23 protein-coding genes are annotated in these 26,172 nt (G+C 41.9%); 5 read left to right on the forward strand and 18 right to left on the reverse strand.

From position 1 onward, the window contains the following. Window positions 1–379 (forward strand): integrase core domain-containing protein (locus PR699_RS18550; protein WP_272572998.1); only part of this gene is annotated, 379 nt, incomplete at its 5' end. Between the two features lie 118 nt (window positions 380–497). Here PR699_RS18550 and PR699_RS18555 read toward each other — a convergent pair. Continuing rightward, window positions 498–1,745 (reverse strand): aromatic amino acid transporter, encoded by a 1,248-nt coding sequence (locus tag PR699_RS18555; protein ID WP_036943041.1) that lies wholly within the window; start codon window positions 1,743–1,745, stop codon window positions 498–500. Between the two features lie 64 nt (window positions 1,746–1,809). Further along, a complete protein-coding gene (locus PR699_RS18560) occupies window positions 1,810–3,213 on the reverse strand; it encodes a tryptophanase (protein WP_014657544.1) in 1,404 nt (467 codons plus the stop codon). Window positions 3,214–4,390: 1,177 nt separating this feature from the next. Between PR699_RS18560 and PR699_RS18565 the strand changes: the two genes are divergently transcribed. Continuing rightward, window positions 4,391–5,107, forward strand: a complete 717-nt coding sequence (locus PR699_RS18565) for a UTRA domain-containing protein (protein ID WP_014657543.1) — start codon at window positions 4,391–4,393, stop codon at window positions 5,105–5,107. A 112-nt stretch (window positions 5,108–5,219) separates the two neighbouring features. On the opposite strand, the gene PR699_RS18570 is transcribed toward PR699_RS18565, so the two are convergent. The 7 genes from PR699_RS18570 to hutU all read right to left on the reverse strand — a co-directional run bounded on the left by PR699_RS18570 (window position 5,220) and on the right by hutU (window position 14,518). Beyond that, entirely contained in the window at window positions 5,220–6,902 is a 1,683-nt protein-coding gene (locus PR699_RS18570) for an electron transfer flavoprotein-ubiquinone oxidoreductase (protein ID WP_014657542.1), read from the reverse strand. Between the two features lie 12 nt (window positions 6,903–6,914). Next, on the reverse strand, window positions 6,915–7,865 hold the full coding sequence (locus tag PR699_RS18575) for an electron transfer flavoprotein subunit alpha/FixB family protein (protein WP_014657541.1): 951 nt from the start codon (window positions 7,863–7,865) through the stop codon (window positions 6,915–6,917). A gap of 14 nt (window positions 7,866–7,879) precedes the next feature. After that, window positions 7,880–8,635, reverse strand: a complete 756-nt coding sequence (locus PR699_RS18580) for an electron transfer flavoprotein subunit beta/FixA family protein (protein ID WP_014657540.1) — start codon at window positions 8,633–8,635, stop codon at window positions 7,880–7,882. 110 nt (window positions 8,636–8,745) lie between these two features. After that, entirely contained in the window at window positions 8,746–10,212 is a 1,467-nt protein-coding gene (locus PR699_RS18585; RefSeq protein WP_004925674.1) for a cytosine permease, read from the reverse strand. A 265-nt stretch (window positions 10,213–10,477) separates the two neighbouring features. Then, the gene (locus PR699_RS18590; protein WP_014657539.1) at window positions 10,478–11,617 is read right to left on the reverse strand and encodes an acyl-CoA dehydrogenase family protein; all 1,140 of its coding nucleotides are present in this window, start codon (window positions 11,615–11,617) and stop codon (window positions 10,478–10,480) included. Beyond that, complete coding sequence (locus PR699_RS18595; RefSeq protein ID WP_014657538.1) at window positions 11,614–12,798, reverse strand: CaiB/BaiF CoA-transferase family protein; 1,185 nt, start codon at window positions 12,796–12,798, stop codon at window positions 11,614–11,616. The genes PR699_RS18590 and PR699_RS18595 overlap by 4 nt, the downstream gene beginning before the upstream one ends. A gap of 52 nt (window positions 12,799–12,850) precedes the next feature. Next, window positions 12,851–14,518 carry a urocanate hydratase gene (hutU, locus tag PR699_RS18600; RefSeq protein WP_014657537.1) on the reverse strand — a complete coding sequence of 556 codons (1,668 nt, stop codon included), beginning with the start codon at window positions 14,516–14,518 and terminating at the stop codon, window positions 12,851–12,853. A 494-nt stretch (window positions 14,519–15,012) separates the two neighbouring features. Between hutU and PR699_RS18605 the strand changes: the two genes are divergently transcribed. Then, the gene (locus tag PR699_RS18605) at window positions 15,013–15,954 is read left to right on the forward strand and encodes a hypothetical protein (RefSeq protein ID WP_014657536.1); all 942 of its coding nucleotides are present in this window, start codon (window positions 15,013–15,015) and stop codon (window positions 15,952–15,954) included. 48 nt (window positions 15,955–16,002) lie between these two features. On the opposite strand, the gene livF is transcribed toward PR699_RS18605, so the two are convergent. From livF to PR699_RS18630, 5 genes are all read right to left on the reverse strand, one after another. Next, complete coding sequence (livF, locus tag PR699_RS18610; protein ID WP_004925693.1) at window positions 16,003–16,704, reverse strand: high-affinity branched-chain amino acid ABC transporter ATP-binding protein LivF; 702 nt, start codon at window positions 16,702–16,704, stop codon at window positions 16,003–16,005. Further along, the gene (gene livG, locus PR699_RS18615) at window positions 16,704–17,471 is read right to left on the reverse strand and encodes a high-affinity branched-chain amino acid ABC transporter ATP-binding protein LivG (protein WP_004925696.1); all 768 of its coding nucleotides are present in this window, start codon (window positions 17,469–17,471) and stop codon (window positions 16,704–16,706) included. Before livG ends, livF begins: the two co-directional genes overlap by 1 nt. After that, entirely contained in the window at window positions 17,468–18,751 is a 1,284-nt protein-coding gene (locus tag PR699_RS18620; RefSeq protein ID WP_014657533.1) for a high-affinity branched-chain amino acid ABC transporter permease LivM, read from the reverse strand. Before PR699_RS18620 ends, livG begins: the two co-directional genes overlap by 4 nt. Next, window positions 18,748–19,674, reverse strand: a complete 927-nt coding sequence (gene livH, locus PR699_RS18625) for a high-affinity branched-chain amino acid ABC transporter permease LivH (protein WP_014657532.1) — start codon at window positions 19,672–19,674, stop codon at window positions 18,748–18,750. Before livH ends, PR699_RS18620 begins: the two co-directional genes overlap by 4 nt. An 89-nt stretch (window positions 19,675–19,763) precedes the next feature. Beyond that, window positions 19,764–20,864, reverse strand: a complete 1,101-nt coding sequence (locus tag PR699_RS18630; RefSeq protein ID WP_269204348.1) for a branched-chain amino acid ABC transporter substrate-binding protein — start codon at window positions 20,862–20,864, stop codon at window positions 19,764–19,766. 514 nt (window positions 20,865–21,378) lie between these two features. Between PR699_RS18630 and panM the strand changes: the two genes are divergently transcribed. Together panM and PR699_RS18640 are read left to right on the forward strand one after the other, a co-directional pair. Then, a complete protein-coding gene (gene panM, locus PR699_RS18635) occupies window positions 21,379–21,783 on the forward strand; it encodes an aspartate 1-decarboxylase autocleavage activator PanM (RefSeq protein WP_014657531.1) in 405 nt (134 codons plus the stop codon). Between the two features lie 4 nt (window positions 21,784–21,787). Further along, window positions 21,788–22,174, forward strand: coding sequence for a VOC family protein (locus PR699_RS18640; protein WP_004925713.1), 387 nt, complete (start codon window positions 21,788–21,790; stop codon window positions 22,172–22,174). Between the two features lie 81 nt (window positions 22,175–22,255). Here the strand turns inward: PR699_RS18640 and rpoH are convergent, their stop codons facing one another. From rpoH to ftsY, 4 genes are all read right to left on the reverse strand, one after another. Next, window positions 22,256–23,134, reverse strand: coding sequence for an RNA polymerase sigma factor RpoH (rpoH, locus tag PR699_RS18645; RefSeq protein WP_004925718.1), 879 nt, complete (start codon window positions 23,132–23,134; stop codon window positions 22,256–22,258). Window positions 23,135–23,340: 206 nt separating this feature from the next. Continuing rightward, window positions 23,341–24,318, reverse strand: coding sequence for a permease-like cell division protein FtsX (gene ftsX, locus PR699_RS18650; RefSeq protein WP_004925722.1), 978 nt, complete (start codon window positions 24,316–24,318; stop codon window positions 23,341–23,343). Beyond that, the gene (ftsE, locus tag PR699_RS18655; RefSeq protein ID WP_004925727.1) at window positions 24,311–24,976 is read right to left on the reverse strand and encodes a cell division ATP-binding protein FtsE; all 666 of its coding nucleotides are present in this window, start codon (window positions 24,974–24,976) and stop codon (window positions 24,311–24,313) included. The genes ftsX and ftsE overlap by 8 nt, the downstream gene beginning before the upstream one ends. A gap of 6 nt (window positions 24,977–24,982) precedes the next feature. Next, on the reverse strand, window positions 24,983–26,172 hold a 1,190-nt coding region (gene ftsY, locus PR699_RS18660), incomplete at its 5' end, for a signal recognition particle-docking protein FtsY (protein ID WP_272577873.1).

The raw sequence follows: 26,172 nt of genomic DNA on the forward strand, positions 1-26,172 counted from the left end.
GCTTAAAATTTATGAGAGGCATAATCAGGCTAATGCCATTGATTTCATTAATTATGTCGTTGATAAATTTCCCTTTAGGATTAAAACGATTAGAACGGATAATGGACACGAATTCCAATCAAAATTTAATTGGCATATTCATGATTTAGGGATGGAACATGTTTATATCAGGCCAGCTACCCCAAGATTGAATGGGAAAGTAGAGCGTTCTCATTTAACAGATAAACAGGAATTTTATCAATTAATCGATTATAAAGATGATGTCGATTTACATGAAAAGTTAGCTGAATGGGAAGTATTTTATAATTGTCATCGTCCCCACTCAGCTCATGCTGGTAAAACACCGTATGAAGTGTTAAAAAATAAGCTTGGTTTTTAAGGCTAAGCGTCAGCCGAGGTTCTGAGTGACACAGTTTTTATTATGGTTAAAGCCATAGTAAAAAGGCACAGCAAAATTGCTGTGCCTTTGACAGTTAGCTTAAAAGGAGACTAAACAATTAACGATATATTGGTAGCAAATTAAACTGAGCAAGTAGCTGGCAAATAATCCCTACAACCCCAAACACAATGACTGCATATATTAACCCCTTCCCTCCCCATACTTTAAACGTTGATTCAGGAAAACGCTCTCTCGCTTTAAGTGCCATCACCGCAGGACAAATAATCGCCCAAATACAGGCCGCCATACCGGCATAGGCAATTGCAACTAAAAACCCATTAGGGAATAACATGCAGAGTATTAATGGAGGTAAGAAGCAAAGTAGTGCAGATTTCATACGTCCAGAGCTGTTATCTTGGAAATTCAACGATGCTAAGATGTAGTCAAATAAACCGATTGCTACCCCTAAGAATGAGCAAAATACGGCGCTGATTGAAAACCACAATAAAAATGTCGCAATATGCTTGCTATTCAGAACTGCGTAAAGTGACTCAATAAAAGCATCAAGATTGCCACCTTTATTGATGATGGTTAAAAACTCTGTTCTAGGTAAATTTCCCATCGTTCCTAATACCCATAGGAAATAGAGAACAAGGGCAAGAATACAACCGATGACACAGCTTTTTACCACTTTTCTTTCATTTTCATGGTACAGCTTATATAAACTACACACATTACCATGGTAGCCAAAAGAAGTGATTGCATAAGGAATGATAATAAAGACAAACGGTAAAAGAGAGGTTTGTGTATCTCCTGTTGGAAGTTTTAAAAGTAAATCCGTTTTTACTACAAAGAAAAGACCTGAGAAAGCTAAGACAAATAATACTATTTTTATCAATAAGAATATTGATGTTAAACGGCTAGCTCCAATACCACTCCACCAAATAGTTGCACCTAATATTAACGTAAAAATAATAAATATAATTCTTAAATTAATATCGAAGCCATAAATGGAGGCTGATTCTTTAATTACAGATCCAGCAGCAGATATATACGCATAGATTAAAATATAGAGGACAAAAATCAATGCTGCATTTGCAATATAACAAGCCCATTTAGGTAATAGTTCTTTTGATATAAAAAAGTAATTTGTTCCTGCTCCATATTTAGAAATACATTCGAGAATATATATCCCTGAATGAAACATAAAAAAACAAACAACGAATAGAACAATGACTGAATTTATAAACCATGCTCCTGCCATAATTGTGGGTAAGCTAAACATGCCCGCCCCTATCATAGCGCCACCGAGCACAAAGCCCCCTACCAATATGGAGGGTTCCTTCTTCTCTGACGAATTATTCATGGTTATTCACCTTAAAAATAAGGGTAAAGTTCCCGCATTGCACGGGAACCTGAAGTATTGACTATTATTTAATAGGTTTTAATCTAGCGGTAAAATGCCTTAATACGGGCGGCTCATATTCAAAATCCAGCCCTTTTAACGTTGCAAATCTATCTTTAAGGCCAATCAAGGCATCTGCGATATAGTCCATATGGTCGTTGGTATAAACACGCCTTGCTATAGTGAGTCGCATGAACTCCATATCAGCATGTTTCTGTTTCCCTGTTTCAGGGTCACGACCAAGTAAAAATGAACCAATTTCAACAGCACGAACACCGGACTCAAGATAAAGTGCATTAATCACTGCTTGGGCTGGAAATTGCTCGCTCGGTATTTGTGGAACTAACTTTTTACAATCAACAAATACCGCATGTCCCCCTGTAGGGTACTGAATAGGGATCCCCCCTTCACGTAAGCGATCACCTAAGTATCTCACTTGACCAATACGATAATGTAGATAATCCTCCCTAGTTCCTTCTTCAAGCCCTTGTACCATCGCCGCTATATCGCGTCCGGCTAAACCGCCATAAGTGACAAACCCCTCCATTGGAACACAGCGTTGCCTTGCTAAGGTGAAAATATTTTCATCATCTTTAATAGCAACTAAGCCACCAATATTTAATAGCGGGTCTTTCTTCGCAGACATGGTTAATGCATCAGCATATTTGTACATGTCAAAAATAACTTCTTTGATTGTGGCATCTTTATATTTTGGATCACGCTCTTTAATAAAATAGGCATTTTCACAAAAACGAGCGGAATCCATGACAACAAAGATATTATGCTGCTTAGCGATTTCATAGACTTCTTTTAAATTCGCCATAGAAACGGGCTGACCACCAGCACTATTACAAGTGACGGTAGAAACAATCGCGACAACGTTTTCAGCCCCATATTTAGCAATATTATCTTTTAACTTCTGAATATCAAAATTACCTTTCCAGTCATCATATGTTTCCGAATCGTAAGCCTTTTCGGTGACAATATTAATCGCTTTACACCCATTTAATTCAACATGTGCGGCTGTTGTATCAAAATGGAAATTAGAAATAAAGACTGGATTCTTAGCCCCTCCCTCCTGTTGTTTAGCTTTCAATAATACGGGGAACAACATATTTTCTGCACCACGCCCTTGGTGAGCAGGAATAGTGTAATCGTAGCCAAACATCTCTTTAACTTTATTTTTTAAATCATAATAGTTACGAGACCCTGCATACGCTTCATCCCCTGTGATCATCGCGGCCCACTGCTGATCACTCATTGCGTTAGTACCGGAATCGGTTAATAAATCAATATAAACAGCACTACTCGGTAATAAGAATGGATTGTAGCCAGCTTCTTTTAATGCAGCTTCTCGCTCTTCCCTAGATGGGATACGAATATTTTCTACCATTTTAATACGGAACGGTTCTACGATTCTTTTAGCCATGATAATACCTTTAATTTTCATTAAATAATAAAAATAGAAATTCGTACTTATTATGAGTAATAAGATAACGATTAATTAAGAGAAAACATTGGAATTATCGATGAGGAAAAAAGAAGGCTAAAGGAATATCAATATTGAACCATTTCTTCATATAGAAGAAACTCCTCGATATTACTAGCTTATGTAATGATAACATACTATGCCTCCTCAATTAAGGGATTAGTACTACCGTCGAGCTTAGATATATAACAACTATTTGGTTATTTTAATCTCTGTTGTCATTATATTATACACGCATCACAATATTGAATAATTTATCAACAACAACATGACGCTCATCACATTATTTATTGAAATCCAAAACCCGTAAAAATAAAAGCAACACACTGAATTTTATAATAATTTAATAAAAACATTAACAAGGAAATTTTATTATAGCTTGTTAAGATTTAAGTTTATTTTATTAAATTAAAGTAACATCTTACTTAAGTTAAAATAGATTTAAGTCAAATGAAATCAATAAAAATACCTTATGTCACTTAATAAAGTTTGCGATACGTTATTCATTATTTTTTATGTTTTGGCAAACTTCCCCCTTAATAAAACACCAAGTTCACCTATTATTGAGTCTGAAAAATAGTGTGTTTGTTCCCTGCATTACTCACGCCATAAGCTTTAAACGGCCTTTTGGTTGATGGAATAGCCAACTCAACCAATCAATTCGATCGATTTGCTTTCCGTACAACTCACCAATTTATTGCCACTTTTAAAGTTTTTTCAAAAAATATTGCTATTTTTAATAACTTTCAAGAGTAAAAAAGAATACTAAATCAGATGCTATCAATCGAACCCTATTTTTGGGGTAACATACCGATAATCATACTCGGATAAAGTGGCATAAAAGTACTGCCCCCATATGTAGAGCCTATCTTATTTATTAATATTTCACTATCATAGTCAGGGCGTATTATGCACCTAATAACAATTAGATTTTACTAATAAAATTCAGGTAATTACAGTGTTTCTTATTTTGAATAGCATTACGGTACTTTAATACACTTTTTTGTCACAATGATGCAGGTTTGCTGGTAAACTTGGGCAAACCGCCGATTAGGTATGGTAACAACTGAAGATTAACGGATTCTTCTAACACCTTATTATTAATAAAATAATCACGATGACTTCACAACCAGCATACAAGCAAATTCAATCTTATATTCTGCGTAGTATTGATTTAGGTATCTTCAAACCTGAAACTCAAATACCCACAGAGCTAGAGCTTTGCGCCCAATTTAATGTCAGCCGCATGACGGTGAATAAAGCCATTTCTGAGCTAAGCCAAAAAGGTATTCTGAATCGTATTGCTGGGAAAGGCACCTTTGTTGCGACCCAAAAGCATGAGCTGCCTGTAACCAAAGCTTTTGATATTTTTGATGAAATATCATTAAGCGGTAATAAATATAGCGGTCATCAATTACAACTTAAAATTATTACTGCTTCGCCTGAAATTGCGTTACAACTTGGAGTGATGGAAGGAAGTGATATCGGCTATTGCAAGGTACTCCATTTTGAAAATGACATTCCTTTGATGCTTGAGGAGCGTTATGTCAATCACGCTATCGTTCCTGATTTCGTCAAACAACACTTTGGCGATACAGAAACACCAAGTGGATACTTGCAGCGGTATTTTCCCGTTAGTGAAATGGAGCATACCATCGAAGCCGCTTTAGCGACTAAGGCCATTGCCCAATCCCTCTCTATTAAAGAAGGTTCCCCCTGCTTACAACTTAGCCGCCGTACCTGGACAGGCTCTATTTTAATTAGTTATGTCAATATGATAACAGCAGGCTCTCGTTACAAATTAAAGTTACATTCACGCATTGATACCCCATAACACATAAACAAAAAAATGGGGCAAATTCACAAAATGCCCCAAAGCGACTGATAAAATAAAGCACAACCACACCCGCGCTTCTATTGGCGGGAATACATCACAACAAAACCAGTTACATCCCTTGATAAATTGGCCCTTCTCCCCCTTGTGGTGCTGTCCAACAGATATTTTGCGTTGGGTCTTTGATATCGCACGCCTTACAATGCAAACAGTTTTGCGCATTGATTTGTAACTTTGGTTGTTCTTTTTCACTCACTATTTCATAGACCCCCGCGGGGCAATAACGGGTCTCTGGTGCCGCATATCGAGGTAAATTAACGCTAATAGGTATTTGACTATCCTGTAATTTTAAGTGGCACGGCTGCTCTTCTTCATGATTAGTGTTTGATAGAAATACCGACGAAGGCTTATCAAAAGTCAAAATGCCATCCGGTTTGGGGTATTCAATCGGTTGAAAGTTTTTAGCCTCTTGCAAACTTTCATGGTCTGCTTGCTTTAGCTTTAACGTCCACGGTGTACGCCCCTTTAAAAGCAGCTGTTCTGCACCAAATAATAACGACCCTAAGTACAAACCTTTTTTCATATAGGGTTTGAAATTACGAGTTTGGTATAACTCACGATAGAGCCAACTCTGTGCAAATTTTTGACGATATTGTGTTTTAAATTCCGCATAATCGATAGATTGATCGCGCATTGATCCGAACAGGGCTTCTGCCGCAAGTGCACCGCTTTTCACTGCACAGTGACTACCTTTGATCCGAGCCGCATTCAAAAAGCCTGCATCATCACCAATCAATGCTCCTCCAGGAAAGCTCAGTTCTGGTAATGCGGAAAGTCCTCCAGCAACCAAGGTTCTAGCCCCATAACTCACTCGTTCGCCACCTTGTAAAAAAGCGCTAAACGCTGGGTGAGTTTTGAGACGTTGGAATTCATCAAACGGTGATAAATAAGGATTTTCGTAGTTCAGCCCTACCACTAAACCAACAGCAACCTGATTTTCACCATAATGATAAGCGAAGCCGCCACCATAAGTATTATTATCTAAAGGCCAACCAATTGAATGAACGACCAAACCGGCTTGATGCTGCTCTTTAGGTATTTGCCAAATTTCCTTTAATCCAAGACCATAGGTTTGCTTTCCACGGCCAGCTGATAAGTCAAAATGTTCAATAAGTTGCTTCCCTAATTGCCCACGGCACCCTTCTGCAAAAAACGTCATTTTTGCTAATAAATTCATGCCCGGTTGATACATTGAGGTTGGATTACCTGATTTATCAAGCCCCATATCCCCCGTCGTCACCCCTATCACTGAGCCTGACTCGCTGTATATAACTTCTGTTGCCGCAAAGCCCGCAAATACGTCGACCCCGAGCTGTTCGGCTTGTGATGCTAAGGCGGAACATACCCGCCCTAGACTACCAATTACATTTCCTTCATTTTTTAAACTGGTTGGTAACAGAGCAAGTGGTAACCGGTTCGCTTTATGCTCTTTTAGGAGCAAAAAGCGATCTTCAGTGACTGCCGTTAAGTCACTGGAGACAAAGTGCTGCCAGTCGGGTAGTAGCTCATCAAGGGCACGGGGGTCGATCACAGCTCCCGATAGAATATGCGCTCCAATTTCAGCACCTTTATCGATCAGACAGACAGATAATTCACTGTTTTTTTCTAAGGCAAGTTGCTTTAAGCGGATTGCCGCAGATAGTCCCGCAGGTCCACCACCGACAATCAGGACATCAAATTCCATCGATTCGCGCTCTGGAGCCTCATTGATATTGACACTATTGTCGATAGTCATATTTCCCCCTAATTAGGCTAATGCTTTATCTAATTCAGGTAAGATCTCAAACAGATCACCAACAATGCCGTAGTCCGCAACTTGGAAAATAGGAGCTTCTGGATCTTGATTGATTGCGACGATCACCTTGCTCTCTTTCATGCCAGCAATATGTTGGATCGCCCCAGAAATTCCAACGGCAATATAGAGATCGGGGGCAACAATCTTACCTGTTTGTCCAACCTGATAATCATTCGGCACATAACCTGCATCAACAGCAGCCCTTGATGCCCCAACCGCAGCCCCTAATTTGTCGGCAATGGTTTCAAGTAAAGCAAAGTTTTCACCAGAACTTAGCCCTCTTCCCCCCGATATCACCACTTTTGCCGAACTAAGCTCAGCACGGCTCATTTGGGTTAAAGATTGGCTTTTTAGTTGAGATAATGGGTTAAAACTGTTTGCACAATAATCTTCGATGGCAGCCGCCGGCTGAGTTTCCGTCGTAGCAGAAAAAGCAGAGCTACGGATTGTTAACACCACTTGGTTCCCATTATTTTGTACTGTGGCTAATGCGTTGCCCGCATAAATAGGACGCACAAAGGTTTGTGCATCAATAACGTCAGTAATATCGGAAATCTGTGCAACACCTAGCGTTGCCGCTACACGTGGAGCAACATTTTTACCGTAAGTGGTCGCGGGAAAAACTAAATGACTGTAATGTTTAGCTATCGAAACCACTGAGTCAGTCACAGTTTCTGCGAGTTGATGAGTAAGCTCTACATGGTCGATAAGGATCACTTTTTCGACCCCTGCAATGCTAGCCGCTTGCTCTGCAACCCTAGCGCATTGGCTACCAGCAACGAATAGATGCAATTGCCCTTGGCCTGCAAGGATCTGTTTAGCCGCTGTCACGCTATGGTATGTTGACGATTTAATAGTTTGGTTGTCATGTTCTACCACAACTAATACTGATAATTGGCTCATGGCGCTCTCCCCGATTAGATAACTTCTTTAGCTTGCAGTTCACTGACTAATGATTTGACATCATTAAATAATGTGCATTGTCCTGTACGTTTTTTCGGCTCCGTAACCATCAATGTTTTTACTTGCCCTAATGGCGTAAAATCCAGCGCTGAAATATCGCGTACTTCAAGCGGTTTTTTCTTTGCTTTCATGATATTAGGGAGGGTTGCATAGCGAGGTTCATTTAAACGTAAATCGGTTGTCACTACCGCTGGTAACGCTAATGTTAATGTTTCTAATCCACCATCAATTTCACGAGTGACTTGCAGTGATGTACCATCAATTTCAATCAAGGAAGCAAACGTCGCTTGCCCACACTTAAGAAGTGCAGCCAACATTTGCCCTGTTTGGTTGCAGTCATTATCAATAGCTTGTTTACCAAGCAAAATTAAGTCCGGCTGCTCTGAAACCACCACCTGCTGCAATAAGCGAGCAATATCCAGTGGCTCTAACACTAAATCACTCGGCTTCTGAACCAAAATGGCTCTGTCGGCACCCATCGCCATCGCGCTACGCAGCGTTTCCTGTGAGTGAGCATCACCGATTGATACAACAACCACTTCATCCGCTTTTCCAGCTTCTTTTAGGCGCACCGCTTCTTCAACGGCAATTTCATCAAACGGGTTGATTGCCATTTTGACATTCGTTAATTCGACGCCTGAACCATCTGCTTTCACTCGTACTTTGACGTTGTGGTCAATAACTCTTTTAACAGCCACTAAAATTTTCATAATTACTCCTAATTACTCTCTGCCAGAAAGTGTTTTTCAGGCTGAGGGGAGCCTTAGCAGTGAATATTCACTGCTATCATCCCCTCTTATTTTTGTTTTAACGTGATTTGTTAATTAGCTGATTTGCTGTCCAGTATTTCATTTGACGACGGCAGTATTAGCCTATCTGCAACGGACATTGGCCATATTTTAATTGCAGCATAGTAGATAATACTGGTGGCAACGAGGCCCACAATCCATGAGATATCAACGCCTCCCAGCTTCTCTACTAATGGTCCGGTGTAGAAACCTGTCGCAATGAAAGGCAATTGAATCATAACGCCAATCACATAAGTGATGATGCCAACTTTATTCCAGCGCCCATAACGACCATTCGGGTTCGATAGCTGAGGCACGTCATAACGACCTTTCGTTACCCAGTAGTAGTCAACAAGGTTGATTGCGCTCCATGGGGTAAAAAATGCCAGTAAGAACAGTAGGAAAGCTGAAAATAGTTTTAGGAATGAATGTTGCCCAGCTAAGCCCAGAGCCGTTGAGAAGCTGACCATCAATATGATGAAAAACAGCCTTTGCCTGCGAGAAATTTGCTGCTTGCCACGGAAACCACAGAAGATGGCTGCCATCGACATAAAGCTACCGTACGCGTTTAGTGCAGTGATCGTCACCTTACCAAAGAAAATGCTGATATAGAGCAGCGCGGCAATAAGCCCTGTGCTACCCAGACCAACAATATAAGCCACTTCATGACCTGCGAATGCGTTACCGGCTAAAGCAGCAGCGAAGACGCCTAGGATCATAGATGCTTGAGTGCCAATCACCGTTCCCGAACCTACTGCTAAGAACGCTTTGATTGTCGGCGTTTTGGTAGGTAGATAACGAGAGTAATCGGCAACATAAGGGCCAAATGCAATTTGCCATGATGCTGAGAGTGACATTGCAAGTAAGAAATTGGTCCACGTGAAATGACGGTTTTCTAATAAGACCGAAACGTCATTCATATAAAACAAGCGGAAAAATAGATAAAAGAATGCAACTACACCGATCACACTGGCCGCTTTACCTAGCATATGGATGATACGATAACCACAGATCGTAATCGCGATGATCACAGCACCGAAGATCAAGATACCGACCCAATCACTAACATTGAGCAATTGCCCAACGGCCTGACCCGCTAATACTGTGCCACTCGCTGAAAAGCCAACATACATCATGCACACTAGAAGGATCGGGATCACCGCGCCATAGACACCAAACTGAACACGGCTTGAGATCATCTGTGGTAACCCTAGCTTTGGCCCTTGAACAGCATGCAGTGCCATCACTGCACCACCAAGTAGTTGCCCGATAAACAAACCAATTAATGACCAAAATACATCGCCACCTAACACGACAGCGAGTGCCCCAGTCACGATAGCGGTAATCTGTAAGTTTGCCCCAAACCAGAGAGTAAATTGACTTGATAATGTGCCATGCCGTTCTGATTCAGGGATATAGTCAATAGAGCGTGCTTCGATTAAAGGAACATTATCCTGCCGATGTTTTTTATCTGCGATTATGTCGTTTGAAACTGTCATGGTAACTCCTCTTTAAGCAAGGCTTGGCTTAAAGAATGGACCAATTTGTCGCAATGGTTGTCGTAGGATACAGCCATGAGACGTTAAGACGGATGTTATTGTTGTTTTATAAACTACCCGCCATTAAAAATTGAAATACATTCTTAAACCCGGTTGTTGTTGTGTTTTTAATTCCATGATCCTGTTATCAGGTCGTTCATCCTATTGCAGTTTTTACTCATTACGAGTGGACCCTGTCTGCCCACTCGCATTTCCCTATCTCACATTAAACAGCATCTAAAACCGCACGTGAGATAATGATTTTTTGGATTTCTGAAGTACCTTCAAAAATACGTAAAATTCTTGCATCACGTACATAGCGTTCTAAAGGTAGATCCCGAATATAGCCATAACCACCATGAAGCTGTAATGCTGCATCGGTAACAAAACCAGCACACTCCGCGGCAAATAATTTTGCTGTTGCCGATTGCAAGCTAAAACGTTCGCCTGAATCTCGACACTCCGCAGCACGCCATGTCAACATACGCGCGGCTTCTAATTGAGTATGCATATCTGCAAGTCGCCATTGTGTTCCTTGGTAAGCCGCTAATGGCTTTTTACCGATTTGGCGCTCTTTCACCCAATTTAAGGCACATCCCATGGCAGCACGAGCAATACCTAATGAAGTCGCCGCAACTTCCACGCGACCTTTATCCAACACTTCCATTGCGGTATGGAAACCTTTATTTTCTTCACCTAATAGCGCCGACTCAGGCAGCCAACAATTCAGAGCTAGTTCATAGATTGTGCTCCCTCGTAGCCCCATCGTTTTCTCAGGTGAAGAAAACTCGACGCCTTCAGTGCCCTTTGGGATCATAAATGCACTAATGCCACGAGCGCCGGCTTCTGGATTCGTTTTGGCGTATAACACGATAAAATCAGCTTCTTTGGCATTGGTAATGTAGTGTTTATTGCCACGAATTCGCCAACCACCATTTTCACGGGTCGCAATAGTACGCATGTCAGCAGGGTTTGATCCCGCCGCTGGCTCTGTTAGACCAAACGCCCCTAGCATTTCACCGCTTGCCGCTTTCGGTAACCAATACTGTTTTTGCTCCTCCGTTCCCCCAATCAAAATTGAGTCTGTTGCGAGAAAGTGTGCCGTTAAAGCCGATGATGTTGATGCACAAGCCGCTGCCACTGCTTCCACGATCATACTCATTGCTATACTGCCAATGCCAAAACCGCCGTATTGTTCCGGTAAGTTGATCCCCCAGCAGCCCATTTCACCCAGTGCTGCTAGGCTTTCTGCACAAAAGGTTTCTGTTTCATCGTAACGCTGCGCATTTGCTTGCAGAATATCCCGGCAAACCTTTTCAACAGCATCTACAATTGCTTGTTCTGTTTCATCAATTTGAAAGCTCATTGTATTGTCTCCGCATTTTTTATTGTGAGATTTGCCGATTTATAAACAGCATTCGCTTCACCTAAGCTAGGTGCCCTTTGCGTCACATGAGGTTTGTACCCATTAAAGAAAACAGGTTGAGACACTAATGGTGTTCCCCCATCATCAAGATGAGTAAGAACAGCACGTACCTTTGCATGTTCGCTCTGAGTTGCCTGCTGCAAATCATGGATTGGCGAAGCAGGAACCCCAGCGTTTAGCAGCAAATCACAAACTTCTTCGACCGTTCTTTGTGATGTCCAACGTTCGATTTCTTTTCGAAGTTCAGCCTGATAAAGCGTTCTTGTAGGATCGTCTTTATAACGAGGGTCATTGCGTAATTCAGGTTTCCCCATACACTCACAAAAACGCTGAAATAACTTTTCACTGGCGATAGCAATAACCACTAAACCATCCTGTGCCTGATAAGTATCAAACGGTGTGGATACAGGGTGTCGATTACCCACTAAGCTGGGCGCTGTACCATTTGCAAATAGGTTAGATAACCCTGTTAGTTGCATACTTAGCAGCACATCAACCATAGCAACATCAATATATTGTGCTTTTTCTTGGTGAGCTTCCCGTGCAAATAGTGCACTACTGATCGCCCAAGCAGCGAATATGCCAGCGCAAACATCACCTATCGATTCTCCACTACGGGTTGGGCCTGTTTGCGGAAAGCCTGTCACACTCATTAACCCTGACATCGCTTGTGCCACAATGTCATAAGCGGGGTAATTAGCCAGTGGGCTATCTTGACCAAATCCGGAAATACTGGCGTAAATCAATTTTGGGTTGTGCTGTTTTAGGCTGTCAAAATCAATGCCTAACCTCGCGGTTACCCCCGGTCGAAAATTCTCAACGACGACATCACTCTCTTTGACTAACTGATAAAGGATTTCGCGGTCAGTCTCTGATTTTAGATCTAACTCAATACTGCGTTTGCCTCGATTAATCAGCCCGTAATAAACGCTCTCACCATCAATAAACGGCCCCAAATGGCGGCTATCATCACCATGATCAGGCACCTCAATTTTGATCACCTCAGCCCCTAAATCGGCCATCATGCCTGTGCAATAAGGACCGGCAAGTACGCGACTTAGATCAATAACTTTGATCCCTGATAATGGCCCTACTCTTTTTGGCTTTGACATCGTATTCATACTGATCCCCTTCTAAATAAGGCCGCCCCTAATCTGAGGCAGGCCAAAGGTGCTACTTGACCATCGGCAAATTCAGACCTTGCTGTTTTGCACAATGTATTGCGATGTCATAACCCGCATCAGCATGGCGCATCACCCCTGTTGCTGGGTCATTATGTAAAACTCGTGCTAGACGTTTATCCGCGGCATCAGTGCCATCACAGACAATCACGACACCCGCGTGTTGTGAAAAGCCCATTCCGACACCACCACCGTGATGTAAACTCACCCATGTCGCTCCTCCCGCGGTGTTCAATAGCGCATTGAGTAAAGGCCAATCAGAGACTGCATCAGAGCCATCTTTCATCGACTCGGTTTCACGATGTGGGCTTGCTACAGAGCCTGAATCTAAGTGATCACGACCGATCACAATAGGCCCTTTTAACTCGCCATTTTTCACCATTTCATTAAATGCTCGACCCAATCTTTCACGATCTTTTAAGCCAACCCAACAAATACGAGCAGGCAGCCCTTGGAATGCGATGCGTTCACGGGCCATATCCAGCCAGTTATGCAAGTGTTTATCGTCTGGGATCAGCTCTTTTACTTTTTGATCTGTTTTATAGATATCCTCTGGATCACCCGATAATGCCACCCAACGGAATGGGCCAATTCCTTCACAAAATAGAGGGCGAATATAGGCAGGAACGAAGCCAGGGAAATTAAAGGCATTACTCACACCTTCATCTTTCGCCATTTGACGAATGTTATTACCATAGTCAAAGGCTGCTGAGCCACGTTTTTGCATAGTCAGCATAGCGTCAACCTGTACTGCCATACTCTTCTTCGCAGCTTTAGTCACTTCATCGGCAGCAGTCTGTTGTTTTTCACGCCATCGCGCCAATGTCCAACCTTGAGGTAAGTAGCCATGAACGGGGTCGTGCGCGCTCGTTTGGTCAGTTACTGAGTCTGGGGTAATGTTACGTTTTACCAATTCGCTGTAAACATCGGCAGCATTACCTAATAAGCCAACTGAAACTGGCTTACCGCTCTGTTTCGCTTCCTCAATATAGTGCAGCGCTTCATTTAATGAAGTGGCCTTTTTATCGACATAACGTGTTCTTAAACGAAAATCAATGCGGCTTTCATCACATTCAACAGCAATCATACTGAAGCCGGCCATGGTCGCAGCAAGAGGTTGTGCGCCCCCCATTCCACCGAGTCCTCCCGTTAGGATCCAACGTCCGGCTGGATCACCATTAAAATGTTGCTTAGCTAAAGATACAAAAGTCTCATAGGTCCCTTGTACGATGCCTTGTGAACCAATATAGATCCAAGAGCCAGCCGTCATTTGGCCATACATCATTAGGCCTTTTTTATCTAGCTCATTGAAATGTTCCCAATTCGCCCAATGAGGGACGATATTTGAGTTAGCAATTAATACGCGGGGGGCATCAGGGTGAGTCGGGAAAACACCAACAGGCTTGCCTGATTGCACTAATAACGTTTGATCATCTTCAAGCGTTTTCAATACTTCTAAAATCTTGTCATAACATTCCCAATCACGAGCAGCACGTCCAATTCCGCCATACACCACTAGACTTTGCGGATGCTCAGCAACATCCGGATCTAAGTTATTTTGGATCATGCGATACACGGCTTCTGTCAGCCAGCTTTTGCAAGTTTTTTCGCTGCCACGTGGGGAGCGGATAACGCGTGTAGAGTCAGTACGGTTTAGCATCGGTGTATCCCCTATTTATCCTCTTTATGTAACTTTTTTGTAACAATCAATGATATTTCTCATTAGTCATTATTTTTTCACTGATAGATTTATTGATTTCAAACCTTCTTCAACTTATTGATATTCAATCAGTTGAAGTTATCTCAGCACTAATTTTCTATCATTTTTATCAAATCATTTATCTTGTTACCTTTAAATATATATACATTTAATTCACAAAGTATATACATTTAAATTTGAATTTTTGCACAAAGATTAGATAGCTAGGGAGGCGATGAGCTATACAATGAGTGATAGCTTGCTGTTTATTCGAAGGAAGATGTATAGACAACTAATTTAATATGCAGAAACAAGTAAATAGCTGAAATGCGAGACGCTTCACATAAACTATGTCATGAAAAGCCCACTATGAGCGATAGGATGCTCGATTATTGCAATCTTTCGCATCAAACCTATTGTAAGTTAGCGCAAATAAATTTTATTGGTGATAACTTATGAAGATTAAAAATCCATTTTATAGCCTTACTTCTTGGCTCAATAACGATCACACTCATGAATCAAAAATAGCCAAAGTAAAAAATAGTGATCACTCTTTTCCTGTTAAAACTTCAAAAATAAACCAAGCTGAAAATACACATTGGCAACCTAAAATCACGGATGAAGAGTCTGCCATTGATTTTATTAATCAATATTTTCACCTACCAGAGAATATAGCAAATAAACCCGATACAAAGTTAAGTTTAAAGTCATTATCATTAGATAACCAAAAAGTTACTATTGAATTTAACAAAGAGATCTCCTCTTATTTCAATGAGGAAAATCAAGATAAAACAGATATTCTGATGACACAAAATGAATTGATTGCTGCATTAAACTATCAGATAAGGCGGTGGGGTAAAGGGGATGAAATTATAGAGGATGAAAATTCAAAAATAACAATAAAATCAGAAGGTAAGATTTCATGCCTTGAGCAGATATCTCGTGATATAGGTGCAATGAAGATTATTTTCAAATCAGAGAATGGCTCGTCAATTGTATTAGATTCAATAAATGACATTTATTATGCTTTTAAAAAATTACCACCTGAGCACATTAGTCATCTATGTAACATTGCGAACCAAAAGCATATTTTAAACGCTTATATCGATATATATAACACAAATCAAAACCGTGATAAAATCAATATCTCTCAAAGAGAGAATAAAGGAACAGTCCAAATCGAAATAACGGAAAATGGATATTTAATAACATCCCATTGCCGTTATCAACTTGAACAAATTGAGCCTCAACGATTAATTTCCGGATCTATTATTGAGATAAAGAGAGCAACTTGTTTCAACGTGAATAAAGATCATACGTTAAAATTTGATAATCTAGATAAGCTCACCATAAAGATTGAACTCGAAACCAATCCGACATTAATAAAAATACCTTAAACTATTAAGCCCCTTCAGTATCCAATAGAGGATATGAAGGGGGATTGTTTAGCCGCCTAAGTAGGCACTACGTACTGCTTCATTAGCGAGTAACGCTTTACCACTATCTTCCAATACAATACGCCCATTCTCAAGAACATAGCCGCGATCAGCCAGTTTTAATGCCTGATTGGCATTTTGCTCCACAAGGAAAATAGTCATTCCCGCTTCGCGCAGTTGCAAAATGGTATCAAAGATTTGCATGATAATGATTGGCGCTAGACCTAATGATGGTTCATCAAGTAGCAACAACTCAGGTTGACTCATCAGCGCACGACCAATCGCTAACATTTGCTGCTCACCACCAGACATGGTGCCAGAGCGTTGACTACGGCGCTCATGCAAACGCGGGAACAGCGTATAAACGCGCTCTATGCGCTCTTGATATTGTTGGCGATTAGCAAAAAAGCCCCCCATCGCTAAATTCTCTTCGACGGTCATTCGTGAAAAAACGCGGCGACCTTCGGGTACTAATGCAATATCTTCACGCATAATTTTCGCGGTCGGCAACTGAGTAATATCGACATCACGGTAGAGAATTTGCCCTTCTGAGGCTCGCGGGTCACCGCATAATGTGCTCAGTAGCGTCGTTTTACCCGCACCATTAGCACCGATTAATGTGACGATCTCCCCTTTTTGAATATTCAGGCTCACTTGATGTAGTGCTTGAATTTTTCCGTAATGGGCAGAAACTTGTTTAAATTCTAACATCAATAAGCCTCCCCCAAGTAAGCTTTGATCACATCAGGGTGCTGACGAATTTGATCAGGTGTTCCATTCGCCAAAGGCGTGCCTTGGTTCACCACATAAATGCGATCTGAAATTCCCATCACTAGCTTCATATCATGTTCAATCAATAAGATAGATACTTGGTGATGAGAGCGTAACTCAGCAATTAACTCATCAAGGTCATCAGTTTCTTTCGGGTTTAGGCCGGCCGCGGGTTCATCTAACATAAGAATTTCAGGCCGTGTCACCATACAACGAGCTATCTCTAACCGACGCTGTTGACCATACGCTAAGTTACCAGCTTGACGGTTAGCAAATTGCAATAAATCGACCCTTTCAAGCCACTTTACTGCATTGTCGATCGCTTCTGATTCCGCTCGTCGAAAGGCTGGCGTTTTCAGTAACCCGGAGAAAATACCACTTTTCAAATGTTGATGTTGAGCAACTAACAGATTCTCAATCACGGTCATTTCTTTGAATAAGCGTACATGCTGAAAAGTTCGGATCACCCCAAGCCGAGCGATCGCCTGACCCGATAAGCCTTCCAAATGCTTTTCTCGGTATAGAATTGAGCCGCCAGTTGGCTTATAAAACCCGGTTAAGCAGTTAAAAATTGTCGTTTTTCCTGCACCATTTGGCCCAATCAAGGAAACGATTTCACCTTGATTTAAGCTCAGCTCAACGTTATTTACCGCTAATAGCCCACCAAAACGCATGGTTAGACCGTTGACTTGTAATAGAGGAGTCATACTTTTTCCCCCTCACTGGCGACTTGCTCGCTATTTTTTAGCTTCATTTGGCGACGTTTCATTGGTAATAACCCTTGTGGACGCCAAATCATCATCAGCACCATCAATGCCCCTAATAGCAACATACTGTAAGCATTCAAATCACGCATCATTTCTCTTGAGACAACCAGTATAATCGCCGCTAATATCACCGATGTTTGTGAGCCCATCCCTCCGAGCACGACAATGGCTAGTACAAAAGCAGACTCAACGAAAGTGAATGATTCAGGGCTGATAAAGCCTTGGCGAGCCGCAAAAAGCGTTCCCGCAAATCCAGCAAAGGCAGCACTGATCGTGAAGGCGGTTAACTTGATCTTTGTCGGTGATAAACCTAAAGAGCGACAGGCGATTTCATCTTCCCGTAATGCTTCCCACGCCCGCCCTAAAGGCATACGTAATAATCGATTGATCACAAACAGCGTTAATAGCACCAGCAGCAGAGCCACAAAATAGAGGAAAATAATCCTATCGCCTGCGTTGTAATCAAGGCCAAAGAAATTATGGAAAGTATCCCAACCCTCTTTTGCTGTGCGGCTAAACTCTAAACCAAACAACGTTGGCTTAGGCAACTGGCTAATCCCGTTTGGTCCTCCCGTGATTTCTGTGTTATTGAGCAATAAAATACGCACAATCTCACCGAAACCTAAGGTGACAATCGCCAAATAATCGCCTCTTAGCCGCAATACAGGGAACCCCAATAAAAACCCAGCTAAGGCCGCTGTTAACCCAGCAATAGGTAGGCTTTCCCAGAAGCCAAACCCGTAGTAATGGTTTAATAATGCAAAAGTATAAGCACCTATTGCATAAAACCCTGCATACCCCAAAACCAGTAAGCCTGATAGCCCGACAACCACATTTAAACCAAGACCTAACATCACATAAATTAAGGTTAATGTCGCAATATCGACGCTACCTCGAGAAACAGCAAAAGGCCAAATAATTGCAGCAATAACAATAACTAATGCAAGGATCTTTTGCCTCGCTGTCGAGCCATCAAAATCAGGTATAGACCACGATTGTTTCGGAACACCTTGCCACACTCTCACCAATGAAGGGCGTATTAGCTGAAAAATAAAGATCACTGCAATCCCTGCAAAAATCCAATTCCAGCGTACCGAATCACCACTTGAAACAACCAGTTTCGTGCCATCAAGTGTCAATTGCAGACCCATCATAAAGACAGAGAGAATAAAGAACATCACAGACGCGACGATGGCATTAATCCAATTTTCTTTTCTCATACTTTCTCGACCTCCGGGCGCCCCAGAATGCCGGTTGGCATGATCAGCAATACACCAATTAATAAACCAAATGACACAACGTCTTTATATTCCGTGCTTAAATAAGCCGATGTCATTGCTTCCGCAACACCGAGAATGATGCCTCCTAGCATAGCGCCAGGAATACTACCAATTCCCCCCAGTACGGCTGCGGTAAAGGCTTTCATTCCAGCCATAAAACCAATATAAGGGTTTATGACCCCATAAAACTGCCCAAGTAGTACTCCCGCTACCGCTGCCATTGTGGCACCAATCACGAAAGTTAATGAAATCACTCGGTCTGTGTTAATGCCTAATAAACTTGCCATTTTTAAATCTTCAGCACAGGCACGACACGCCCTTCCCATACGGGAATAGCGGATAAATAGGGTCAATGCCAACATAGCAAGTAAGGTAACCACCCAAATGGTCAGCTGCATTTTTGTAATGCTCGCTTCAAAGCCATCGCTTTCGCCTAATACCCACTGACCTGTGATCAAACTCGGTAATGCCAGATCACGTGATCCCTGTGACAAGCTGACATAGTTTTGTAGGAAAATTGACATTCCAATTGCAGAGATAAGTGCAATCAACCTTTTTGAATGGCGAACAGGCCGGTATGCGACGCGTTCAATACTCCAACCATAGGAGCTTGAAACAACAATCGCAGCCACGAATGCCGCAGCAATAAGGATCCAACCAACATCAATACCTAGCATCATTAGCCCAGCGATGACAATGAAGGAGACATAGCTACCAATCATGTAAACTTCACCATGAGCAAAGTTGATCATACCAATAATGCCATAAACCATTGTGTAGCCAATCGCTATCAATGCATAGGTACTGCCCAAGGTTAAGCCATTGAGGAGTTGTTGGATAAAATAAAGAATTTGATCTGACATAGGACTATCCTTTAATACTACCATCCCTAAACAGGGCAGAAGCCGGAAGTTGGTAAGCCAACTCCCGGTTCAGCGCCTGAATAGTGAAATTACTTCACTGCAGTGGATGTACCATCCGCATGCCATTCAAATACGCCAAATTCAAAACCTTTCAGGTCTCCATTAGGCTGCCAAGTCAATGACCCCATCACTGTGTCGACTGGATTTGCTTTTAGATCCTTAACCAAATCTTCTGGCTCTCGGCTCCCTGTACGCTCCATTGCTGTCGTCAAGCCTTGAATTGCCGCATACGTAGTCCAAACGAACGGACCGGTTGGATCTTCTTTTTTCGCTTTAATCGCATCCACAATAGGTTTGTTAGTTGGGACTTGATCATAGCGTTTAGGCAATGTTACTAACATCCCCTCTGAAGCTTCCCCAGCAATATTTGAAAGTGATGAGTTACCTACTCCTTCTGGCCCCATAAAGCGAATATTCAAACCCGATTGCTTCGCTTGACGTAAAATTTGCCCCATTTCTGGGTAGTAGCCACCAAAATAGACAAAATCCACATTCTCTTTTTTCAGTTTGGCTACCAGTGCAGAAAAGTCCTTATCGCCCGCGGTGATCCCTTCAAACATCACTTCTTTAACGCCCGCTTTGTTTAGATTTTCACGGACAGAGCGCGCCAAACCTTCACCGTACTGCTGTTTGTCATGAACAACAGCGATACGTTTTGGTTTGATCTCATCGACAATATATTTCGCTGCGGTAGGGCCTTGGTCTGAATCTAGACCTGTTGTACGCATGATCATTTGATAACCACGCGTGGTTAGATCAGCATTGGTTGCAGCCGGCGTGATCATGATAATCCCTTCATCCTCATAAATATCGGATGCAGGTTGTGTTGAAGAAGAGCAGAGATGACCAATAACATAACGAATCCCATCATTGATCACTTTGTTAGCAACAGCGACAGCTTGTTTTGGGTCACAAGCATCATCATATTCAACTGCAACTAAAGTATCGCCGTTGATCCCACCTTTTGCATTAATATCAGCGACTGCTTGGCGAGCACCAGTGAACTCCATGTCGCCATATTGGGCAACAGGGCCAGACATAGCACCAACAACTGCGATCTTCACCTCTTTAGCCCATATCGGCTGGCTAAACACCATCGCAATCGATCCTGCCAGTAACATTTTATTCATTTTTTTCATTCTGTCGTCCCCATCTTCTGTGGTTCTGCATGTTTGTGTTTGATTTATAGTCAATTATTATGATTGGCATTATCGAATGCCTAATATTTAAAAACATAGCCAATAAGGCTATATATTTCATGACATTAAACAAGATAAATATGCTAAATAGCAAATGTATATGGCAGGTAATTACATAATCAGCAGAATAAAAATCTAATGTTATTACGTGGGTTTTTGGTAAATGCCAGTGTTATATTCTAGTTAAATTTAAATTAATCCGAGCTAAACTCGGAAGATCAACCAAGACAAAATCTTCATCTCTAAAATCAAAAAATCGGTTACAGATCACTCTGTCGATGAGTATGAATGAAAAATAAGCAAAGGGCATACTCTAAATAATGCGAGTTGCAGCTTGGTAGCCATTAAGCATATCCTTAATGACAAACATGGCTATGTGATTACATACAGCAGCAATAATCAATGAGTTACAGCTTGGTGTCTCACTAATATAGATAGAAAGATTATGAAATTAACAATCATTCCTTTGGTCAATCCTACTGAGCAACAATATCTTGACCTGTACAAAATCTGGCCTGACCAGAAGCCAGACCAACTTGCTCATCAATGCCAATCAGAGCAAAAAATCTATGCGGCACGCTTTAATGATCGCCTATTAGCCGCAGCCAAAATTCATCGAGAACAACACAAAGGTACTATCTACGATTTTTTAGTGCGCGAGGTCACTCGTCGCCGTGGCGTAGGGCTCTATTTACTCGACGAAATATGCCGACAAGAGCCTCAAATAACCCATTGGTATTTCAGCTTAGAGGGGGTTTTAGATGCGGATAAAATCGTGATGGAGCAATTTTTATTAGCTTGTCGCTTCACACCAACACAAGAAAGTCATCGATGGGAAAAACGAGTTTAATACTATGAAATTAAAGCGGATTCACCATGTTGCCATCATTGCCTCCAATTATGCTGCCAGTAAACATTTTTACTGCAAAATTCTTGGATTAACCTTATTAGAAGAGCATTATCGAGCAGAGTCTGATTCATGGAAAGCAGATTTAGCGCTCGGCAACCAATACCAAATTGAATTATTTAGTTTTCCTACGCCACCAGCTAGACCAAGTTACCCTGAAGCTTGTGGTTTGAGGCATTTGGCGTTTAGTGTGGACGATCTTGACGGATGGATTGAATATTTAAAGCAGCATAATGTTGATTGTGAAGCACCACGAATCGATCCCTACACACAAAAAAGGTTTACTTTTTTTGCCGATCCGGATGGACTCCCCTTAGAATTATACAGTGAATGATACTGCGTATTCTGCATTTATTGCCCCGCGCGTGGCGGCGACAATAAATGCAGTAACAGTGAATTAGGAAGGAAATCGATTTTAATAACTCTCTTCTTCGCCTTCTTCCATTGCGGCACGCAATTTTTTCATGGCATTTTTTTCGAGCTGACGGACTCGTTCGGCAGAAACGCCATATTTATCGGCTAATTCCTGTAATGTTGTCTTATTATCATCATCTAGCCAACGAGCACGAATAATATCTTGGCTACGCTCATCTAATGAATCTAATGCGTCGGCTAACCGATCTGTTGCGTGACTTTCCCAATTGTCCTCTTCGATAGAGCCTGCAAAATCAGATGATTTATCTTGTAAGAACAGTACGGGTGCAATAGGTTGCCCTAAATCACCGCTATCATCATCATCAGACATATCAAAAGCCATATCTTGAGCCGCCATGCGTGATTCCATTTCACGTACATCCTTGGTACTCACGCCCAGCTCTTTAGCCACCATATCAACTTCATCTTGATTAAACCAACCGAGACGCTTTTTATTTTTTCTCAAGTTAAAAAATAACTTACGCTGCGATTTTGTTGTCGCGATCTTAACGATACGCCAATTGCGCAACACGTATTCATGAATTTCAGCTTTGATCCAATGGACCGCAAAGGAAACTAGGCGAACACCAATTTCAGGGTTAAACCGACGCACTGCTTTCATCAGGCCGATATTCCCTTCCTGAATTAAATCTGCTTGCGGTAAACCGTAACCTGCGTAGCTACGAGCAACATGTATCACAAAACGTAAGTGCGATAAGATCAGTTGCTTTGCCGCATCCAGATCACCATGGTAATGCAGCCGTTCAGCAAGTTCCTTTTCTTCCTCAGCGGTGAGCATAGGATAAGCATTGGCAGCCCGCATATAAGCTTCAATACTTCCCTGCGGAACAAGTGCTAATGATTGCATGTCTTTGGTCATTCAGATCCTCTTTGAAAAATAAAGAAAAGAGATTAATTTGATGCGATATATAAGATTAGAAAACCGTAGTTTACCAGTTTTACTGAGTTAAATAAATTCTACTTGTGCGATAGCGACAGGTTAATATCAGACAAACCAAGACTTCAAAAGTTCCCAAGCTGTGCCATTTTTATCGGCATAGCGATAAACTATGCCGATAAAAAGGATTATTCAGGCGTAAAATGACGTAAGTGCTGGACTGTCGCTAGCCAAGCTGCCACCCAACCAATCATGGCTGACATAAGGATCACTAATAAAGATTCCTCCCATAGCAAGCCTTCTATATGAAATTGCGTACCAAAAACACTCGCAACTTGTGCTACAACATCGGATAACTTCCACACCAGTAGCGCTGACATAATCAGCGATACTACCGCGCCCAGTGCCCCCATTAACAAGCCACCGTGTAAAAATGGCCGCATAATAAAGCCATCTGTCGCACCGATGAGCTTCATCACATTGATGGTGTCTCGACGCGCAAAAATATTCAAACGCACACTATTACCAATAACAAGGAATAGTGAAATGATCATTAGAATACCAATCACCGAAGCGACTTGCCCGACAAGTTGTGTTAATGCCGCCAACCGAGAGAACCAGCTATCATCCATACGAACTTCTTCAATGCCATTAACTTGGCTTACTCGATCACGCAGTGTTGTTAACACTTCAGAACTTTGAAAATCCAATTTTGGCGTAATAATTGCCACAGCAGGTAATGGGTTTTCCTCTAGCATGTCTAAGGCAGTACTAAAACCAGACCAACTACGGAACTCACTCATCGCTTGGTCGCGAGATAAGTAGTTTACGTGCTCTACCCCATCAAGCGCTTGCAACTGAGTTACCACATTTTGCCCACCTTGTTCATCCAGCGATTTATCAAGGTAAACAGTTAATTGTGGTGTTGGATACCATTGAGCAGCTGCTTGGGCCACATTTTTCCAGACAATATAACAAAGGCTTGGTAAGGTCAGAGAAATCGCAATGACCATCACCGTTAAAAAGGTTGCTAACGGCTGTCTTAACATATCCGCCAATGTATTCAACCAAGCATAGCGCCATTGTTCACGCCACCCACCTTTCAATGCCTTACTTTTTGATTGCATAGGGCGTTCAGACTTAGATTTGCGAACGTGTTTAGCCATGTTGACCTCCGATCATTCTCCCTTCACTCAGAGTCAGTACACGGTAATTACGCCTCTCAATCAAAGCAACATCATGGGTTGCCATGAGAACCGTCACTCCAACACGGTTGAATTCTTCAAATAACCGCATGATCCCCTCTGATAGTTCACCATCAAGGTTCCCCGTTGGCTCATCCGCAAGTAACATGGTTGGTTTGTTTACGACAGCACGTGCAATCCCAACTCGCTGCTGCTCACCACCCGACAACTGAATTGGAAAATTTTTCGCTTTATCAAGTAGACCCACTTTGTCCAATGCTGCTGAAACTCGTCTGCGAATATCTTCGGAACTTGCGCCCGAAATGATCAATGGCATTGCAACATTGTCGTACACCGTTCTATCAAATAACAGATGATGATCTTGAAAAATCATCCCAATTTGCCGACGCAAAAAAGGGATCTCCCGATTTTTCAAACGACTAATATCATGGCCATTAAACAATATATGCCCAGCACTCGGGCGCTCAATACCACAAATAAGCTTCAGTAGCGTACTTTTACCAGCTCCTGAGTGACCAGTAAGAAAAGCCATTTCCCCTGGTTGTAGATGAAAATCTACCCCTTGGAGAGCCTGCCGGCCACCTCGATAAGCTTTACTGACGTGTTCAAAGCGAATCATCGAAAATTATTCCTCTCGGGCAAATAGAGCCTCGATAAAGTCATCGGCTTTAAATGGACGTAAGTCTTCAATACCCTCACCAATCCCGATATAACGAATAGGAATACCGAATTGATCAGCAATGGAGAAGATCACACCACCTTTTGCTGTGCCATCGAGTTTAGTCAATGTGATACCTGTCAGACCTACAGCATCATTAAAAAGTTTTGCCTGACTGACAGCATTTTGTCCAGTACTTGCATCTAGTGTTAGCATAATTTCATGTGGCGCTTCTTCATCCAGTTTTTTCATCACTCGGACAATTTTTTTCAATTCTTCCATCAGATGTGCTTTGTTTTGTAAACGCCCAGCAGTATCTGCAATCAGAACATCCACGCCTTTAGCTTTAGCTGATTGGATTGCATCAAAAATGACTGATGCAGGATCGGCACCAGTATGTTGCGCAACAACAGGGATACGGTTACGTTCCCCCCAAACTTGTAATTGCTCAACAGCCGCCGCGCGGAAAGTATCCCCTGCCGCTAACATGACGGTTTTACCTTCAGATTGATATTGGCGAGCTAATTTACCTATCGTGGTCGTTTTACCAACACCATTGACCCCAACCATAAGAATAACATAGGGTTTCTTGTCTTCAATGACTAGCGGTTTATCCACTCCCGCTAAAATATCAGACATTTCTTCACGCAATTTACTGTATAGCGCCTCTGCATCTTTTAGCTCTTTACGGCTTGCGTGAGCGGTCAGGTTATCAATAATTTTACGTGTTGTATCAACACCCACATCGGCAATCAATAATTGTTCTTCTAATTCATCAAAAAGATCATCATCAATTTTCTTGCCAGTAAATAACCCAAGAAAACCTGAGCCTAAATTTTGACGTGTTTTCAGTAGCCCTTTCTTTAATCGAGCAAAAAAACCTTCCTTTTTAGGTTTTTCTTGCTCTGTTTGTTTCGGCTCTTCTTGCTCACTCAGAACCTCATCGCGTAACGCGACGATATCTTGAGCTTCCAGCTTAGCTTGTTCTTCTGCTTGGTGCTGACGTTCTGCTTCTTCCTCAGCTAAACGTGCTGCCTCTTGGCGTTGGCGTTCTGCCTCTTCTTCCGCCGCTTTGGCTGCCGCTAGTTCAGCTTGGTGCTGGCGCTCAGCCTCTTCCTCAGCTAAACGTGCTGCCTCTTGGCGTTGGCGTTCTGCCT

It is taken from the genome of Providencia sp. PROV268, from assembly GCF_028477805.1.
In the GTDB taxonomy this organism is placed as follows: Bacteria; Pseudomonadota; Gammaproteobacteria; order Enterobacterales; family Enterobacteriaceae; genus Providencia; species Providencia stuartii.

What these genes read in the sequence shown, in the direction of transcription:
- PR699_RS18590 (WP_014657539.1), bottom strand. Translation starts at nt 11,617, where the DNA reads ATGAGCTTTCAAATTGATGAAACAGAACAAGCAATTGTAGATGCTGTT.
- PR699_RS18570 (WP_014657542.1), bottom strand. Translation starts at nt 6,902, where the DNA reads ATGACTATCGACAATAGTGTCAATATCAATGAGGCTCCAGAGCGCGAA.
- panM (WP_014657531.1), top strand. Translation starts at nt 21,379, where the DNA reads ATGAAATTAACAATCATTCCTTTGGTCAATCCTACTGAGCAACAATAT.
- PR699_RS18575 (WP_014657541.1), bottom strand. Translation starts at nt 7,865, where the DNA reads ATGAGCCAATTATCAGTATTAGTTGTGGTAGAACATGACAACCAAACT.
- PR699_RS18585 (WP_004925674.1), bottom strand. Translation starts at nt 10,212, where the DNA reads ATGACAGTTTCAAACGACATAATCGCAGATAAAAAACATCGGCAGGAT.
- livF (WP_004925693.1), bottom strand. Translation starts at nt 16,704, where the DNA reads ATGTTAGAATTTAAACAAGTTTCTGCCCATTACGGAAAAATTCAAGCA.
- PR699_RS18605 (WP_014657536.1), top strand. Translation starts at nt 15,013, where the DNA reads ATGAAGATTAAAAATCCATTTTATAGCCTTACTTCTTGGCTCAATAAC.
- PR699_RS18565 (WP_014657543.1), top strand. Translation starts at nt 4,391, where the DNA reads ATGACTTCACAACCAGCATACAAGCAAATTCAATCTTATATTCTGCGT.
- livG (WP_004925696.1), bottom strand. Translation starts at nt 17,471, where the DNA reads ATGACTCCTCTATTACAAGTCAACGGTCTAACCATGCGTTTTGGTGGG.
- PR699_RS18640 (WP_004925713.1), top strand. Translation starts at nt 21,788, where the DNA reads ATGAAATTAAAGCGGATTCACCATGTTGCCATCATTGCCTCCAATTAT.
- PR699_RS18595 (WP_014657538.1), bottom strand. Translation starts at nt 12,798, where the DNA reads ATGAATACGATGTCAAAGCCAAAAAGAGTAGGGCCATTATCAGGGATC.
- PR699_RS18555 (WP_036943041.1), bottom strand. Translation starts at nt 1,745, where the DNA reads ATGAATAATTCGTCAGAGAAGAAGGAACCCTCCATATTGGTAGGGGGC.
- PR699_RS18580 (WP_014657540.1), bottom strand. Translation starts at nt 8,635, where the DNA reads ATGAAAATTTTAGTGGCTGTTAAAAGAGTTATTGACCACAACGTCAAA.
- ftsE (WP_004925727.1), bottom strand. Translation starts at nt 24,976, where the DNA reads ATGATTCGCTTTGAACACGTCAGTAAAGCTTATCGAGGTGGCCGGCAG.
- PR699_RS18620 (WP_014657533.1), bottom strand. Translation starts at nt 18,751, where the DNA reads ATGAGAAAAGAAAATTGGATTAATGCCATCGTCGCGTCTGTGATGTTC.
- PR699_RS18630 (WP_269204348.1), bottom strand. Translation starts at nt 20,864, where the DNA reads ATGAATAAAATGTTACTGGCAGGATCGATTGCGATGGTGTTTAGCCAG.
- ftsX (WP_004925722.1), bottom strand. Translation starts at nt 24,318, where the DNA reads ATGGCTAAACACGTTCGCAAATCTAAGTCTGAACGCCCTATGCAATCA.
- livH (WP_014657532.1), bottom strand. Translation starts at nt 19,674, where the DNA reads ATGTCAGATCAAATTCTTTATTTTATCCAACAACTCCTCAATGGCTTA.
- PR699_RS18560 (WP_014657544.1), bottom strand. Translation starts at nt 3,213, where the DNA reads ATGGCTAAAAGAATCGTAGAACCGTTCCGTATTAAAATGGTAGAAAAT.
- rpoH (WP_004925718.1), bottom strand. Translation starts at nt 23,134, where the DNA reads ATGACCAAAGACATGCAATCATTAGCACTTGTTCCGCAGGGAAGTATT.
- hutU (WP_014657537.1), bottom strand. Translation starts at nt 14,518, where the DNA reads ATGCTAAACCGTACTGACTCTACACGCGTTATCCGCTCCCCACGTGGC.